Raw genomic sequence first — 15,831 nt, forward strand, 5'->3', positions numbered from 1 at the left:
ATGAATGAAAAACCAACATGGGCCAAAACTTTAACATTTCTACTAGAACTGCCGTATAAACTTTTCCCTCCTTTAGTCGTCTTATATATGTAACAACAGCCTATTGTATGAGAATATTACATTCATTGCCAGTCCTTCTGATCAGCCTGGCGCTGACAACGGGCGTACAGGCGCAGGATGCAACAGGATTGCCTGGGGATAACTTCAGCCTCGAAGGAGCACTGGAGATGTTCAAAAAGGCCGAAAATCCCGGGGAATTTGAGAAAATGCTGAATACAAAAGAGAATGGCGTAAATAACCTGGATCTGAACAACGACGGGGATATCGATTATATCCGCGTAATCAATAAAAAAGACGGAGATGTGCAGCTCTTTGTATTACAGGCTTTGGTGTCGGCTTCAGAAAGCCAGGACGTTGCCGTGATAGAACTGGAGAAGACCGGCGATAGCCGCGCGGTGATCCAGATCGTAGGTGATGAGGACATTTACGGTGTATCAAAGATCGTGGAGCCTTCGCCCGGCGATGAGACCGCTTTTAATGACGACACTTTTGACAACATGACCTTTGCCAGCGCGCATGGGCCGAATGCGGCTTATTCACCTTCAGGATTGGTGGTGAACGTGTGGTTCTGGCCGTCGGTACGTTTCGTGTTTGCGCCGTATTATACCGTTTGGGTATCTCCCTGGAGATGGTACCATTACCCTGTGTGGTGGGATCCCTGGGAGCCGCTGGCATGGCACGTTTATGAGCCGATCTGCTATCGTTACCGCCCGAGGTATATAGTAGTGCATACGCACCGCGTACTGCGTGCGCCGCGTATCTATCGCCCGATGAGGGTAACTTCCCAGGCCGTTTACAGCAGGAACCGCGTGGTGGTGAATAACTACCGCACGAATTACCGGACCACGCAGCCGCGGCAGTTTGACAGGAACACATCTCCCCGTGAGTACGACCGGAATTCAAACTGGAACAGGACCGCACCGTCCCGCCGGTACGACCGCAATGCGAACGTGGACAGAGTGGACAGAACCACGCCGTCGAGGCAATTTGACCGGAATACGGATGTGGACAGGACTACACCCTCACGGCAGTTTGACCGCAATTCGAATGGGAACAGAACTGCGCCTTCCCGCCAGTTCGACCGTAATCCGAACGTGGACCGGACTACACCTTCCCGGCAGTTTGACCGCAATTCGAACACAGACCGAAGCACGCCTTCCCGTGAATTCGATCGCGGCGCGGCGCCGCAACGCCAGTTCGACCGCCGTTCTTCTGCTCCCCCACGCGAGATAAACCGCGGCTCCGGTTCTTTTGACAGGCCGCAGCGGCAATTCGATCGCAGCTCTGGCATTTCAAGGCCGCAGGGAGGACAGATCAACCGCGGCGCACCGCAAAGGAGCATACAACACAACCGGGCTCCGCGCGGCGGAAGGTCATAGTTAAAGCTAATGTTGATTTTAATAACCAGGAAGGGAACGCATCGTTTGGTGCTGTTCCCTTTCTTCTTTTGAGGGCCGGCTTCGGCGCCAAAATCAGTATCTTTCTATTATGAAAAAAAGTGCGGGTATATTGCTGTACCGGGTTAAGAATAACCTGCCTGAAGTGATGCTTGTCCACCCTGGCGGGCCGTTCTGGAAAAATAAAGACGCCGGCGCCTGGACTATTCCCAAAGGCGAATTTGCCGGAGACGAGGAACCGCTGGATGCGGCTTTGCGCGAATTGCAGGAAGAGACCGGCCTCCCCGTGAAAAAAGGCGCCTGCATACCACTGGCACCCGTAACACAAAAAGGCGGCAAGCTCATACTGGCCTGGGCCATGAAGGGCGACCTGGATGCAACCGCGATCAGCAGCAATACCTTTGAGCTGGAATGGCCGCCCCGGTCGGGCAAAAAACAAATGTTCCCGGAAGTGGATAAGGCCGCATGGTTCACCCTGCCCGAAGCCCGGGAAAAGATCAACCCCGCGCAGGTAGCACTGCTGGACGAACTGGCCGGAAACCCGGATATTTAACTTAAATTCCACAAAAAAAAGCAATGACGGGCCATGTATTTTCCAGGTTCATTTTTTTCCTGTTCCTGATCTTTACCACTAACGCATACGGACAAACGCCGGTGGTTACAGATGTTACCGACCAGCTGCAAACCTGGGTCAAGCATCTTGACAATGATTTCAATAAATATTACACTCACGAAAAAAGCGCACAGCTAAAAGAAAGTTTCACATACCTGAAACAGGACCTCGGCGACTATATGAAAGCCCGGAAGCGGCTCTCAGACAGCTTGTTCCGGAACAATGCCGCACCGGGAAAAAAAGATCCTGAAAACCTGGAAGCCCTTAAACTGAAGATGAACGATGTGATGCGGCGCATGCGCGAGGTGACCGACCTCACCAACGAAGAGCTCAGGAAGGAGGGCGATAAACTCAATGACGCGATATATAATACGTTATATACCCAGCCTAACCAATACCTGTCGCACCTGGAAGCATTCCTGGCCGGCTTCGAGGTCACGAAAAAAGACCTGGCCCTCGATGGCAGCACCTGCTATACCCGCCTGCAAACGTGCATCAATATTATCAGCGGGTTAGAAGGAAAAGCTGACAGGAAAAAATAGGGAACCGTTTGTTTCATACGCGGTGCTGATCCGGCCAGGGCAGGCCTTTCCCGGTTTCGCACAGTAACTTCAGGCTCCGCAGGAACCGGGCCCAGGTAAAATTACATTCTGCATACATCGGCGTGTAGTCTTTCCAATTATCATGGTGGAAGATCAGGAGCGTCAGGTTTTCGCTGTTGCTCAGTTGCTGCAGCTGTCCCTGCATTTCAGGATGGGCATGCAGCAGCGTCTCTTGGTTGCCTGGTTTCAAGTGGAATGACAGAGTGGTATCTATCCACTCCGGGGCTCCCTCCAGGCAGAGCCATTTCACCTGTTCGAATGGTTTCAGCGCTGTAATTTTCATTTCCTTATGATAATGCGGGCCAAAAGGGAAACGTGCGGTGCTGCCTGGTTCGGGCTTTGCCCCTGCACCCGGCGTCCACCAGGCGGCCAGGCCTTCCTGGGTGGTGATGGCGTGGTAAACTTTTTCAGCAGGAGCTGCTATAATAAGCTGGTGATGGATATTGGGCATATTGCGATGTTTTTAATGATCTCATGCCTGGAACTGCCTTAAATGGTGGTCCGTATGCTTATATGCTAAAATACCGATTTCTTCCCGGGACATTTTTCCAAAAAAATCATGCACAAAGCCGGGGTTGGAAAAATCAGCATAACCGGCTACCAGGTCCATCCATTCTTTCTTCTGCGTTTCTATATCTCCATCCTTTTCTTTACCGATAAAAGCGGCGCCCGCCGGCATATTTTTCTTCATCGGGCTGTTATCCTTTACCATGCCTCTCAGCGCCATCTTGCCGAAAATAAGTCCTAAGAATGATTGCTTGCAGACGAGATCATTTTTTCCCAATATCCATTCATTCCAAAAGATGGAATGACCCAGCATTTGGTAGATATTCATTTTCCCCCATTGCCGCTGGTTGTTTTCATTCAGCAAATTGATCCGGCTAATCAGCTGGTTCCTGGCTGGTTCATCGAAAATTGTTGTTAACATAATCTGGCTTTTAAAATGATTTGATGTGGCGTTTATCAAAACAAATTTCAGCCAGAATAAAATAAATCTATGGGTGATGTTTTGTCAACTTAAGGGGGGAATAAGGACAGTGTTTTTATATGATCGTTTCTCACTATCCAAGTACCTTATCCACCCATTTCCTTGTTTCATCCGCCAATAAAGGAAGGATATCTTTTTTTCCTGCTTTAAAAGAATGGTCTGCCCCTTCCAGTTTTACCAGCTTCGCTTTTCGCAAAGATTTACACACCGTTTCGATCAGCTCCCAGGTGGCGAGCGTATCCTTAGTGCCTTGAAGGAAAAGCATGGGATTTTTCAGCGCTTTCAAGTGCTCAGCCCGCTCCGTGGAAGGTTTGCCGGAGGGATGCAGCGGGAAGCCGTAAAACACAATACCATCAACGGGACTTTCAGGATTGGCAGACAGGTATTGCGAACTCATTCTCCCGCCGAAAGATTTGCCGGATGCGAAGAGCGGCAGGTCCGGGTGTAACTCACGCGCTTTTGCGATAGCAGCTGCGATCGTCGCGTGGGCAACTGCCGGGGAATCGGGCCTTATTTTTTTATTTTCAGCAAATGGGAAATTAAACCGCAAGGTCGCGATGCCCGCATCTGAAAGCAAGCCGGCCAGCGTTTCCATGAACGGGTGGTCCATACCCGCTCCTGCCCCATGCGCCAGCGTAAAGATGCAGGCAGGTTTGTTTGGAGCGATATACCTGGCCGAAACCGGTCCTATTGAAGGAGAAACTTCTATTTTAAAGGATTGTGCGGGCATGATGAGATCGTTTCAAGTGAACAAATTTAAGGTCCATTTTGGAGCCTTGAACAAGTATAAACATTACTACCTGGCTTGACAGCCTTACTTCCAGGCGCCCATCAACCTTCTCAGCACAATGATCTCCCCGGTATGATAGCTGGTATGATCTGCTATCAGCATGGCTTCCCTGAGCAAGTTCTGCCCGGTGCCATGCTGGAAAGGCGTGAAGAGGTCGGCGCCCGGCGCTTCCAGCAGTTCGATGAATGCTTTCCGGTCGGTAGCGATCTGCGTAATACTTTCTTCCCAGGCATTTGCATTTACAGGAGCATGTTCCTTTGGCCAGTAGCCCTCCGGCCATTCCGGCGATTTATAACCAGGATCGCGGGAGAATTCCAGTATATCCAGTTGCGTAATGCGGATATGCTCTACCAGCTGCCATATGCTGTACGGCATACCTTCGGGCACCTGGCCGCGCAGACTGGCGGGCAGATCTTTTACAGCCTGCTCAAATGTAGCATGGGCATGGCCGCCGTGCAGGAGTTCTTTTAGGTTTTTGATGATGGTGGGAATTTCTTTCATGATGAGAGTTTTTATTTCATCGTAAATAAAATGGTCCTTTTCAGAGCAGCAAAACTAACATTGTGAGCGCATAAAAAATATATTCAATTCAAAGGAATTTGATCAGGAAGCACTGTTCGGAAAATCCGAGCAGTTCGAACGGACGGTAAATGTGCTGGGTATGCAGTAGTGGATTATCTAACCGAATTCTAATCAAGAGCATTAAACTCATTAAACATATCCTTAAAACTTCGAGCGTAAAATGTTGGTTTATTATAGCCGTCTTCATGATCCAATATAATAACCGAATAATCGTTCGTTGGACTCTTTAAATTTGCATCAAAACACAAAACACCCCAATCACTAACATGGGCAAATGGCAGATAATTTCTTTCCAACAGATTCCAGTATAACATCTCAATTATCTCCTTAAACTTTGACAACACTTCTCCAGGGAGAATACTAAAAAAATTTATAGCGTGGCTACCGAGCTGCAATTCCATAAAATGCCTCTGTCGCAGAAAAAAAATGAAGGATTCTGGTAGGGGATGCCCCAAAAAAACCTCCATATCAATTACATCTTTTTCTGAAACAGTACTTTTAACTGGTAGCCAATAAGAGTACCCCTCGTCATACTCCTTGCTTCTGTCAAGCATGACCTCCGGGATAAACTCTGACATGTAAAAGTTGCCTCCTTTCTCTTCAAGAAGATCGAAGTATTTGTCTACAACCAGTTTTATTATGCTGAAGTCTTGCAGGGTGTTCATCATAAAGAATATAAAAACAAAATAGGGATTAACTCGCGGGTATTTGATAAAATAAAAAAGGCATTAAGGGTATCCCTAAAGCCTTTTCTTTCTGTAGCGAGAAGGAGCGATTATTTGAACACTTTTTAGAGTTGGCGGAGGTTTTGGGGCCGGTGATCGAACCCCTCCCCGCCGAACCTGTTAACCCTGTAAATATTTGCAAATGAGCCGATTGAGTAATTTACAGGTATCCCGGCCCTATCTTCTCTTTTCACCGGCATTTCGGATCAACTCCACTCCGGCACCTCCTTCCCTCTTCCCCCGCCGGCCGATGAAAGAAAAAGATTTTTGGTAGGAGCCAGCTATGTTTTGACTTCGTCAAAACGCGCTGGCTCCCCTCATGCCTGCGGCATTCAGGGAGAGTTATTGATTACGTTTTGTTCTTAAAATTATATGCGATGCAAGTGAAGCGAAACAGGGGCGGTAGGCCGCGGAAACAAGTTAAGAAAACCGAGCAACTGGCGGTGATGTGTACGCCGGTCGATCGGTTGGTAATTAAGGCGAAAGCAAGGGAAGCTAACCTCACCATTTCGGAATATCTGTTACATGCCGGGAAAGGATCACCTGTTAAAATCAAGCACATCCCCCGGGAGATACTCCAATTCACCGGGAGGATAAACCACACCGCCGCGCTCCTAAACCAGATGGCCCGGAAACTAAATTGCGGACTTTCACTGGGTGAAATGGAGCGGCTTCTTTTGGTTTCCTGCCTTGAAACGTTGCAAAAACTATCCTCCGAAATCAAATCCAGCCTGCCATGATCGGGAAAATTATCATCGGGAAAAGTTTTAAAGGCTGCATTAGTTATTGCCTTAGCCCGAAGCAAGGCCAAGCCGAACGGGCGGAAGTGATTCATTACAATAACTGTTATGGCGATAAAAACGAGCTAATCCGGCAGTTTGAGGAACTGAGGGGGCATAATCCTAATTTGGGGAAGCCTGTCATGCATGTGATTTTAAGTCTGGCGCCGGGGGATAAGGTTCGGCCAGGGCTAAAGGAGGCTATTGCCCAGGAGTGCGCGGAGGATTTGGGGTTTGCCGACTGCCAGTATCTCGCGATTTCTCATAACGACACCCACCACCAGCATATTCATATTATCGCCAACCGCGTCCGGTATAATGGGAAAACGGTTTCGGATAGTAATAATTACAGGCAGATCGTCCGGTTCTGTAGAAAGACGGAACAGAAATATAACCTCACCAAAGTCCTGAATCCTCGCCGGTATCTTTCCTCCGTAAACCAACTGATTCCCCGAGAGGACCAGCGGAAAAATGCTTTGAAACGTGCGGTGAACAGGGCGTTACTGGCGGCAAAGGACTTTAACTCCTTCCTATCACTGATGCAATTAAGCGGGTATGAGGTGGATAAGGGCCGGGGGATTGCTTTTGTAGACGTCCAAAAGGTAAGGACGAAAGGCAGCGAGATTGGATATTCCTTGCAGAATATTCAGGAGACAATCGAACGATTGAACAACCGACAAGTCCGGAGTCTCCAACAAAATCGCGGAATGAGAATTTAGTCCAAAGAAATAGTGCCCCAACCTTGAACTCTATTCGAACATACAGAAGTTAAAACCCTAACTATTTGCAAGCTCATCATCCTTATTTTTCTCGTAATTTATTCGTTTGGTATAATATGCAGCCAAATTTGCCGCCCATTCACGAACCTTAGGTTTCACATGACTTTCTAATTTCTCTATTGCCCGTAACTCAATTTCGAGCTTTTCAACCAACGAACCTACCCAAGTAAATGTACCCATTCTGGCACTTAGGCCATCTAATATTGATTCATTTTCGCCTAAATCGTCGATAAATCTTTGCGCATATCTATGCAAAGCAGCATTTCTTGTATCAATTACAGGTAACATTTGTGAAACAAACGATAGTTCCTTCTCCTTATTTTCGATGCACCACTGAAGTATAATTTCGAATTTTTCATCATCGATTTCAAACAATATACCATCATTAACACCAAAAGATGAATCTGATGAACCTAGGATGTCTCTCAAATCCAGCAATAACAAAGCATTAGCATCTGCATTTTCGAAAACTTCACTCAACGAATGCCACAAACTCGAAAAATACTTATTCTTAATTATCCTAAACAATGACTTATATTCATAATCACGCCCAATATAGTGGTCAGGACTTCGTAATGTTTCAAACAGCTTAAGGCAAACAACATCCGCAAAATTGCTATCATTTAATTCTGTTAATGCCTTTTCTAAAAACTGAAATATATAAAACTCATTCAAATTGTCACGAAGATTGTACAAAACCTTTTCTCCAAAGTCAGAAAAGTATTCCAATAAAGTATCTCTGAACAAACTCCAGCTTTCTTCTGACTCAGATACCCATGTTACTAGTATATTGAACGCTTGAACTTTACATTCATCTGGACTATCTACCGCTGATTCAAAAAATTTAAAAACTTCCTCTTTATCTAAATGTTTTACCCCCCATCCAAAGCTAAAATGACCGAGTTCGATAGGGCTAATTTGTCCATTTTTCACCATATCTAACATTGACAATAACTTGTCTATAGGTAATTCAAGTGTTTTGGCTACTAAGAAAGAATACCTACAGATATCTAAGTCATCAGTAATTAATGACATTAGTGCATTGACAATCTGCGAGTCCTTGCATTTATGCATTAAACCCATAAGAAATACAAAATTCCGCTCATTTTCCTCTATCTCCTTGATAACATTAATGAACGAGATTAACATCGTCCATAATTCTTCCCTGTCTATATGTTGAGAGACGTACCAACCGAATTGAAACCCTTCAACTAAACCTCCTTTTGCCAAATATGGTAAACGCTCCCTTAAAAGCGCCTGATTTGACATCAAATCGTCCTTAAGAATTCCATATCTAGATAGCTGCAGCAATTCCCTTCCTTCACCGCTTTCCACTCTCTTTTCAGCTGAAGACGGATTCCTTAGCCAAAAATTAACTTTCTCTTCAAAGTCCCTGGGCTCAAGCTCTTTAAGCATATCCTCCAATTTTTGCTTATCAGCTTCACTCCCTGTGCCACGACTTAATACTAATGATACTCTATTCTTTAAATCAACTCTGTCCAATTGATCGCTACCTAACACCTTTGAAAGCCTAGGCAATACAATATTACCCAGCCCCATTTCAGTTAATGAATACAATTTCTTTACAATAATTGCCAATGCCTTTTCCTGTTCATCCTTACTACCAGATCCAACTTTTGCGAAAAGCTGATCCAAAACCCAATTCCAATACGATCGAATATCTTCAGATTTGGGTTTAAAATCCATCATATCCCCTTCAAAACGCCCCCCGCCTTCAATTCCCATACGGTGAAAAGAATCAGATTTTAATGCTGCATTTAATGCTTCAATTCCCAGAAATCGCGCCCTCTCGCTAGAACTACTCAATACTTCTGCAAGTACTTCCTTTCTGATTTCAAGATTTGCTGTAGTACCAGGTAAATAGATGTGAAACAATTGCAAGAAATGTGCAGTTGCATTATTTGCGATTGGTTCATTCTCTCCAACTGCAAACTTTATCAAAACTTTGACTGCTTGATAAAATGTCTTTTCGCTGAAACATAATACTTCCAACGCCCAGACTAAATTCCTTCGTCCTTCCTTTATATCAGAAATGTCGCCTTCACTTAAATCTTTAAATGCATCATACAATGCAGAAACGCATGCATCCGGGTTCACATGTACAAAACTGCGGAAGAGGCGTGAACCCGCTTCAGAATTTAAAACTTCCGCATTACGAAAAGGGCCATTACAAAGATCAGCAACTATTCGCTTTGCATTATCAAGATGTTTTAAATACTGAAACTGTTTACAAAATGATTCAACTAACTTATTTTCAGATAAGAACTTCCTTACTCTCTCAAACTTAGTAGTCGTACAACTCCTCCACCATTCTTCGGCCAAACTTAAAGCTAAAGGCGTAGGGCGAAATGAAACAGTTCTTCCGACTCGCTCCAGCAATTGCCTATCTAACATTTCGGAACAAATCTGTCGAAAGAAATTGATTTTTAGTTCATTTAAATCCTCCTCATTCGCGTCAGGAAAAACTAATCCACAAATGTCCTTATCTAAAGCTATTGCGTTACTAAATACTTCATAATCATCAAAAAGACCAAATGAAGCAAATAATGAGCACGCGGTAATAACGTTTCTCTTATTCTTATCTGAGTGTAAGTCGCCTAACAATCTCTCTATTAAATCAGCTTGTCTCAACGTTCCCGGCTGATTTTTGCCTCTGTTTGGGTTCTTTGCCATAATCGTTGCAAGCAAAGGAAGGCCATTAGAGAAATTGACTAACAATTGAATTTCTTCAGCTTGAAATTCTTGAAAATTTGACGTTAATATTTCTTTTACTACTTCCCTATTTTTTATTAAGTCAATCCGCAAGTAATTTGTACCAAACTCATAAATAACCTCTTCACCACTTTCATTTGGATCAATGCCAATAGTGACAAGACATGACTTCGACTTTGAAGCATTTAATAGTCGTGCAGCTTTTGCATGAAATTCACTAGGACAATTATCTACAATAAAAACTCTCTCATCAGTCCCAATGAGTTGTTGTTTCAGGGTACTTATAATTTCTGATTCTATATTCTGATTACAGTCTACATATAATACTTTATTAGACTTTGATACAGAAATTGCGTCTTCAGGATTTAGCCGAAAATACTCGAATAATAGTCTTGTTTTTCCACATCCTGCAAGTCCAACCAAACGTACTACTGATCGAGAAGTTGCCAATAGTGTGTCTAAACTTCCAAAAAGTTCTATTGTATAGGGAGAGACTTCGAATCCAAAATGTTTCGTTACCGTTTGACTCCAAGTAATCCAATTCTCAAACGGAGCATTCTCCTTTCTCTGTCGTTCTAATTCGGTTTTAAATATCTCACCGATTCTATTACTTAATTCGTCAACTAGTATTTTCTTAACCTGCTCCTTTTCTATAGAGGCAGAGTATTTATAGCAAATTGGAAATCTACTTTGGATAAGATCAAATGGCATATCCTTTGGATCGCCATGCTCCAAGTTAAAAACCGTCACTACTCTTTCAGTTCCTATAGCTGCTTCTGCATAACCCAATTCAATTAATACATTTGGATTGGACATTCCAACACCGTCATTCACGCCCGTAAAAGTAATATCACCAATAAAAACATCAGCCTGTGAAATCTTCTCCCTTATTTTAGTTGGGATATTGGGCATCCCGGGAACATCCTTTGTATCTTTATCGAGTATAAAATAATCTTTATTCAGTTGATAATCCGCCCTCAATTTCTTGATCGCACTTTTAATGCAATCTTCAATAAAGTTTTTATTGTATTTAGATTCAGTATGGGATTGCCAAGAGTAAAATATTAGGAAGGGCATATAGCGATAGTTATAAAATCCAAAAAAAATTAGAAATCTTAATAAGGCACCGGCCTTATCCAAAACTAAATTTAAAGAAAATTAAGCTACAGCAATCAGCAAACAAAATTGAATCTTAAGTCTTACGAATTCACATTTAGGATAATACACCGTCCTTCTCCTTTCAAAATCCCCAAATTACCCAACATTTCAAGGCACATATGTAATTAAACATCTTATCTTTATTACTATCATTTATGTATATTATCTTCTACCATACAACACAAGACTAATTGCCTAACTTTCAACGATTTGGGAAATATGATTAAGAAAATTGTTTGGGCTAATTATACCCCCGATGACTTCCAACTTTTCTGCAATTCCTTACTGACCTTTGAAGTCGGCAAGCAATTTATTCCATATGGGGCTAAAGGAAAAGACAAAGGATTTGACGGATCATTCCAGGGAGTATATGATTTAGAGGAGGGGAATTGGCGCTTTCAGTATAAATATCATTCTACCCCTACTGCGAAGGCATTCAGCAGTCTGAAAACAGACATTAAAAATGAGGCTAAGAAAATAAAAGACGAAAATCACTTTGTTCTCTTAACTAATGTAGAACTTTCCAAATCCCAACAAGATCAATTACTGGAAATTGGAAATAAACATAAGCCAGGCGGAGCAACAACACAAATTATACTCTGGGATGGAGCAAAATTGCACTCGCTTTATCTAAAATACCCTATTCTACATACGTGGCTAGAAGAACGCTTCCATCAGTTAAAACCCTTTGAATATTCCTTTAGCGATTTATTGAACGCAGGCTTGCAGAACATGCAGACATTAAGCAACGAATTTGCCGGCCGTACGAAGGAATTGAATGAAGTCCATCAAGCACTGGTTAACCCTGATATATTATTAATAAATATTTCAGGAGAAGCCGGACTAGGGAAAACACGGCTGGCTGTAGAATACATTCAAAATAACATACAGACTATAGATTCCTGGCATTGCATAGTATTGGAATCTGGCAATATCAGCGGAACCGATATTGCCAAAGCACTGTCTGGTACGACCAACTATTTAGTTTTCATCGATGATGCTCATAATCATTCTCCTCAACTTATTTTAGACATATTTAAAGTTGCAGAAAGTTCTCATAACAAAATTAAAATTCTTCTTACAAGCAGAAGCCTCATTGGATATTACCCCACGCAATTAATTAATTCAAAATCTCTTTTCAAGGTAAAAACAGTTGAACTTACGAAGTTTACTCCCGAAGAAACTTCTGATTATCTAGAAATCCACCTTAAAGGAACTTACCTAGAAGACCATGTGAGTTCCCTCGTACAGATTTCTAGAGGCATTCCTATTCTCATTGTTGCCCTCCTCCGCGCTGCTCATGAGCACATTTCTATTCCTGAAATAAAAAATGGAAATTTCTTAATCCAATACGTGCTTTCTTACTTTGAAAGCTGCATAAATTACATTAACAGTGAGACAAACATTTCGAAACTAAATATTCGTCGGATAATTAAATTAGTATGCTTATTGGAGCCTTTTGATTATCATGACCAAAATATCTTAAAGGAAATTTCATCTAACGAGAATGTAACAGAACACGAAACTAGGTTTATCCTGAATACCTTGGTTAATCAGAAGTTCAGTTTTGGCCAAAAGAAGAAGGAAATTAAGCCCGATTACTATAGTGATATATACTTGAATAATGAACTAACTACGCCTTGGGTTGAATCGGTCTTAGCTAATTACGTAGATTTCACCGATAATATAATTAGGAATTTAGGTTCAATTGCTTCTGTTCATGATGGACAAATCAAGGAAAATCTACTTGAAAAAATGCTTGTTGAATATTTGGGTAGAGTGGAATACACTCAAGATACTAATGAATTAGAGAAAATCTTTGACACATTAGAGCATGTTGCTCATATTTATCCTTCAATTGCATTGAATGCCATAGGCAAAACCCTCACTTTTCATCCAAACGTAGTTGTAAAAGACAGCTCCATCTATCGTTCCATCCTATTTTTATTATCGAACATCGCAAACACTTCGGATCATCTTAGCGTAATACTCCAGTACACTAATGACATTTATAATTTATCCTTCGATCAAAACATCTTTCAAGATATATTTGGTTATGCCTCGCTAGAAGTTTACTACGGTATCAATTTAGAAAGACAAATGTTTTTTGTACAGAAAAGTGAAGAATTACTACGAGAGCAGTCCACTTTGTCTGATTTTATTATTCATGGGCTAAATAAATTACTGGAACTGGATTTCACTTTAACCACTATATCTGGAAATAGACTAAAATATCACATTCGGACATTCTACTTACCAGAAACAGCTGATATAATACAACTGAGAAATAAGATAATTGATCTATTAATTTGTGGATATAGCACGGAAAAATATGACGCAAAACAGTTAGCAATTTTAGATACCATACTAGAAATTCCAGGCACAATTCTTCGTAGCAAATCAAGGAAAAATCCCTACAAAGGTGAATTAGAAATACAGAAGGTGTTTTTGTGGTTAGAAAACGTACTGAATTCGACAAACCTCGAATGCTTATCAAAAATAATTAACAGCCTTCGACTCTATAAGTTGTGGTTTAAAGACGAACCATATATTACAAAACTAAATGAAATTGAAAGTAAGTTAACCCCGGGAACATTAACTGAAAAAATAATGATTCAGTTATCTGAAGACTATTCCAATATTAGTTTTGATGAAAGTGACGATAAAGTAAGAAAATTCACTGGTCAATTAATCGCTGACTTTAAAATCGAAGACTTGTTTAATAGCGCCTATGATATTTTCACCAGAGTCCCCGACAATCCAAGGTTTCCACTATTTGTATCAACGATTCATCAAAATCATCACATAAAAAGTATAGAATTTTTCGAACTTGCCTGGCTCAAGGGACGAAAATTCTTCCATCATTACGGATCATACTTTTTACAGTCGCTTTGCTTCCGACACGACGACAGGCTTACTTTTTCAAAATTCATACAGCGGCTTCAGGATGAAGACTCGCAAATTTCAAGAAACTTAATTTTAGATGTTTACAGTTATAGTATTCCTTGGAAGGATAAGATTAACAATGATGATCACAAGCTAATACTTTCCCTGTACAATTCTAAAAAGCCTGTTAACCAATTGGTAGTTAGCCAAGTTTTAGGGGTATTATATTACAATAATGCAAGTCAAGCGAATACTGCAATCGCCGACTTTGTAACTAATTGCAATCAAAGGGAAGCGGACCTACTTTTCCGCACATTATATTCATACTTTGGTAACTATAACGAGGAGTATACAAAAATCCTGTTGGGAAATGTTCGATTCCACCTTTCTTATGAATTAGAAAGGTGCTTAAACGAAGTTATAAAATCACATGGCTTTGATTCAGTTTGGCAATATCTACTTAGAAGGTATGATAAAAAACTGGAGCTTATAAATACAAATGGGCATGATTACACTTATGAGTACGTTCCAAGAGAAAACAGCGGCTTAATTATAAAAGGAATGTCTGAAACGGACATTTCTGAAATTTTCGTTAAAGCAATAGAATGGTTTTTTTCAGTGTCTCCTTCTCCGGGATATCGTGATCAGTCAATATATCTCGTTAAATACTTCCGCCCCAAAGATGAAATTACAAGCGAAATCTTCGAATATCTAGATAATAAGCTGAACTTTAATATTACGAATGTTGAATTTCTGAAACGGCTTTCTAGCATTCTTCAAATCTTCAAGAAAAAAAATGAACAGATTATCACATTAGCACTTCGGCTATACAATGTAGCTTACAAAATTAATAATGCCTCCAAAGTTAAAGACGGAATTCTATCAGATTGTTACTTTGCCCTAACATCAGTTGGCGCTAAAACTGGCACCCCAGGTCAGCCATTTCCCATAGATTTGGAAATGAAAAAACTTTTTGAGGAATCTATAGAAAAATTTAAGGATCAATTTGACAATATTCAAATTCTTCACTCTGCACTCAAAAGTTTTAACAGAGATATTGAGAGTAGTCTGAACGAAGATGGGCTAAACGACTGGAATTAAAATACACGAAAAGAGTTACGACGAAGAAAGTTTTTAAATACGTTATCCAATCGCACTCTCCGGCAAAAAATCCTTCGGGGAACAATTAAAGATCCTAGCCAGGTCGTTCAGGTGACGGATATTATACTTATGCCGCTGGCTCTCGCTCTCCACATTCGATACAAAACTGTCCGCAAGCCCGAGGTGATGGGATAAGTCTATCTGGCGCATCAGGGCCTTTTCTCTCATTTCCTTTACCCTCTCGATAACGTACAAATCAATCTTGGATGCGTGCGGCTTGCTTTTCATTGTGAATTTTGAGGTAAAGCACGGCCTAACCAAAGAAAATATCAACCACACATGTGTGGTTTTGTGTAATTTTTCACTATATTTGGTTAAATAAATTACCAAACTTCTTAGCCATGAATTCTTCCTAGATGCTTAATTTTGGCGTCTGACGAAAATATCAAGCGCATTTGCTTTTCACTCGTACCCGAAAACTACGACCTTTCAAAGACTACGAGCGATAAGGTAAATCGCCTGCATCATACTGGTGTGGGCGTTCTTATCTCGTTGTCTGGGTGTCGTAGCCCATCGGGAACAGGTAGGGACTAACCCACGCCATTTTCATTTCCCTTAGTTCCTACCCCGTCTCCCTT

The 15,831-nt window shown here is 41.8% G+C and carries 12 protein-coding genes; 6 read left to right on the top strand and 6 right to left on the bottom strand.

Translation table 11 applies throughout. From position 1 onward, the window contains the following. The first annotated feature begins 107 nt into the window (after positions 1–107). From R3I13_RS15775 to R3I13_RS15785, 3 genes are all read left to right on the top strand, one after another. Positions 108–1,439 (top strand): hypothetical protein, encoded by a 1,332-nt coding sequence (locus tag R3I13_RS15775; RefSeq protein WP_346318913.1) that lies wholly within the window; start codon positions 108–110, stop codon positions 1,437–1,439. Between the two features lie 109 nt (positions 1,440–1,548). Continuing rightward, the gene (locus tag R3I13_RS15780; protein ID WP_346318914.1) at positions 1,549–2,010 is read left to right on the top strand and encodes an NUDIX domain-containing protein; all 462 of its coding nucleotides are present in this window, start codon (positions 1,549–1,551) and stop codon (positions 2,008–2,010) included. Positions 2,011–2,033: 23 nt separating this feature from the next. Then, positions 2,034–2,612, top strand: coding sequence for a hypothetical protein (locus tag R3I13_RS15785; RefSeq protein ID WP_346318915.1), 579 nt, complete (start codon positions 2,034–2,036; stop codon positions 2,610–2,612). Between the two features lie 13 nt (positions 2,613–2,625). Here R3I13_RS15785 and R3I13_RS15790 read toward each other — a convergent pair whose 3' ends face one another. The 5 genes from R3I13_RS15790 to R3I13_RS15810 form a co-directional block, all read right to left on the bottom strand. Continuing rightward, entirely contained in the window at positions 2,626–3,123 is a 498-nt protein-coding gene (locus tag R3I13_RS15790; RefSeq protein WP_346318916.1) for an SRPBCC domain-containing protein, read from the bottom strand. 21 nt (positions 3,124–3,144) lie between these two features. Continuing rightward, entirely contained in the window at positions 3,145–3,639 is a 495-nt protein-coding gene (locus tag R3I13_RS15795) for a DUF1569 domain-containing protein (RefSeq protein ID WP_346318917.1), read from the bottom strand. A gap of 94 nt (positions 3,640–3,733) precedes the next feature. Further along, complete coding sequence (locus tag R3I13_RS15800) at positions 3,734–4,390, bottom strand: alpha/beta family hydrolase (protein ID WP_346318918.1); 657 nt, start codon at positions 4,388–4,390, stop codon at positions 3,734–3,736. Positions 4,391–4,474: 84 nt separating this feature from the next. Continuing rightward, positions 4,475–4,951: a DinB family protein gene (locus tag R3I13_RS15805; RefSeq protein ID WP_346318919.1), complete on the bottom strand. Its 477-nt coding sequence runs from the start codon at positions 4,949–4,951 to the stop codon at positions 4,475–4,477. Between the two features lie 188 nt (positions 4,952–5,139). Beyond that, positions 5,140–5,700: an SMI1/KNR4 family protein gene (locus R3I13_RS15810; protein WP_346318920.1), complete on the bottom strand. Its 561-nt coding sequence runs from the start codon at positions 5,698–5,700 to the stop codon at positions 5,140–5,142. Between the two features lie 434 nt (positions 5,701–6,134). Here R3I13_RS15810 and R3I13_RS15815 point away from each other — a divergent pair, with 434 nt between their 5' ends. Together R3I13_RS15815 and R3I13_RS15820 are read left to right on the top strand one after the other, a co-directional pair. Further along, positions 6,135–6,497, top strand: a complete 363-nt coding sequence (locus tag R3I13_RS15815) for a hypothetical protein (protein ID WP_346318921.1) — start codon at positions 6,135–6,137, stop codon at positions 6,495–6,497. After that, the gene (locus R3I13_RS15820) at positions 6,494–7,255 is read left to right on the top strand and encodes a relaxase/mobilization nuclease domain-containing protein (protein ID WP_346318922.1); all 762 of its coding nucleotides are present in this window, start codon (positions 6,494–6,496) and stop codon (positions 7,253–7,255) included. Before R3I13_RS15815 ends, R3I13_RS15820 begins: the two co-directional genes overlap by 4 nt. 57 nt (positions 7,256–7,312) lie before the next feature. On the opposite strand, the gene R3I13_RS15825 is transcribed toward R3I13_RS15820, so the two are convergent. Continuing rightward, on the bottom strand, positions 7,313–11,125 hold the full coding sequence (locus R3I13_RS15825; RefSeq protein ID WP_346318923.1) for a hypothetical protein: 3,813 nt from the start codon (positions 11,123–11,125) through the stop codon (positions 7,313–7,315). A 300-nt stretch (positions 11,126–11,425) separates the two neighbouring features. Between R3I13_RS15825 and R3I13_RS15830 the strand changes: the two genes are divergently transcribed. After that, entirely contained in the window at positions 11,426–15,193 is a 3,768-nt protein-coding gene (locus R3I13_RS15830) for a hypothetical protein (protein ID WP_346318924.1), read from the top strand. The last annotated feature ends 638 nt before the right edge of the window (positions 15,194–15,831 follow it).

It is taken from the genome of Chitinophaga sp. YIM B06452, from assembly GCF_039655965.1.
Taxonomy (GTDB): Bacteria; Bacteroidota; Bacteroidia; order Chitinophagales; family Chitinophagaceae; genus Chitinophaga.

What these genes read in the sequence shown, in the direction of transcription:
- R3I13_RS15775 (WP_346318913.1), top strand. Translation starts at nt 108, where the DNA reads ATGAGAATATTACATTCATTGCCAGTCCTTCTGATCAGCCTGGCGCTG.
- R3I13_RS15780 (WP_346318914.1), top strand. Translation starts at nt 1,549, where the DNA reads ATGAAAAAAAGTGCGGGTATATTGCTGTACCGGGTTAAGAATAACCTG.
- R3I13_RS15785 (WP_346318915.1), top strand. Translation starts at nt 2,034, where the DNA reads ATGACGGGCCATGTATTTTCCAGGTTCATTTTTTTCCTGTTCCTGATC.
- R3I13_RS15790 (WP_346318916.1), bottom strand. Translation starts at nt 3,123, where the DNA reads ATGCCCAATATCCATCACCAGCTTATTATAGCAGCTCCTGCTGAAAAA.
- R3I13_RS15800 (WP_346318918.1), bottom strand. Translation starts at nt 4,390, where the DNA reads ATGCCCGCACAATCCTTTAAAATAGAAGTTTCTCCTTCAATAGGACCG.
- R3I13_RS15805 (WP_346318919.1), bottom strand. Translation starts at nt 4,951, where the DNA reads ATGAAAGAAATTCCCACCATCATCAAAAACCTAAAAGAACTCCTGCAC.
- R3I13_RS15810 (WP_346318920.1), bottom strand. Translation starts at nt 5,700, where the DNA reads ATGATGAACACCCTGCAAGACTTCAGCATAATAAAACTGGTTGTAGAC.
- R3I13_RS15815 (WP_346318921.1), top strand. Translation starts at nt 6,135, where the DNA reads ATGCAAGTGAAGCGAAACAGGGGCGGTAGGCCGCGGAAACAAGTTAAG.
- R3I13_RS15820 (WP_346318922.1), top strand. Translation starts at nt 6,494, where the DNA reads ATGATCGGGAAAATTATCATCGGGAAAAGTTTTAAAGGCTGCATTAGT.
- R3I13_RS15825 (WP_346318923.1), bottom strand. Translation starts at nt 11,125, where the DNA reads ATGCCCTTCCTAATATTTTACTCTTGGCAATCCCATACTGAATCTAAA.
- R3I13_RS15830 (WP_346318924.1), top strand. Translation starts at nt 11,426, where the DNA reads ATGATTAAGAAAATTGTTTGGGCTAATTATACCCCCGATGACTTCCAA.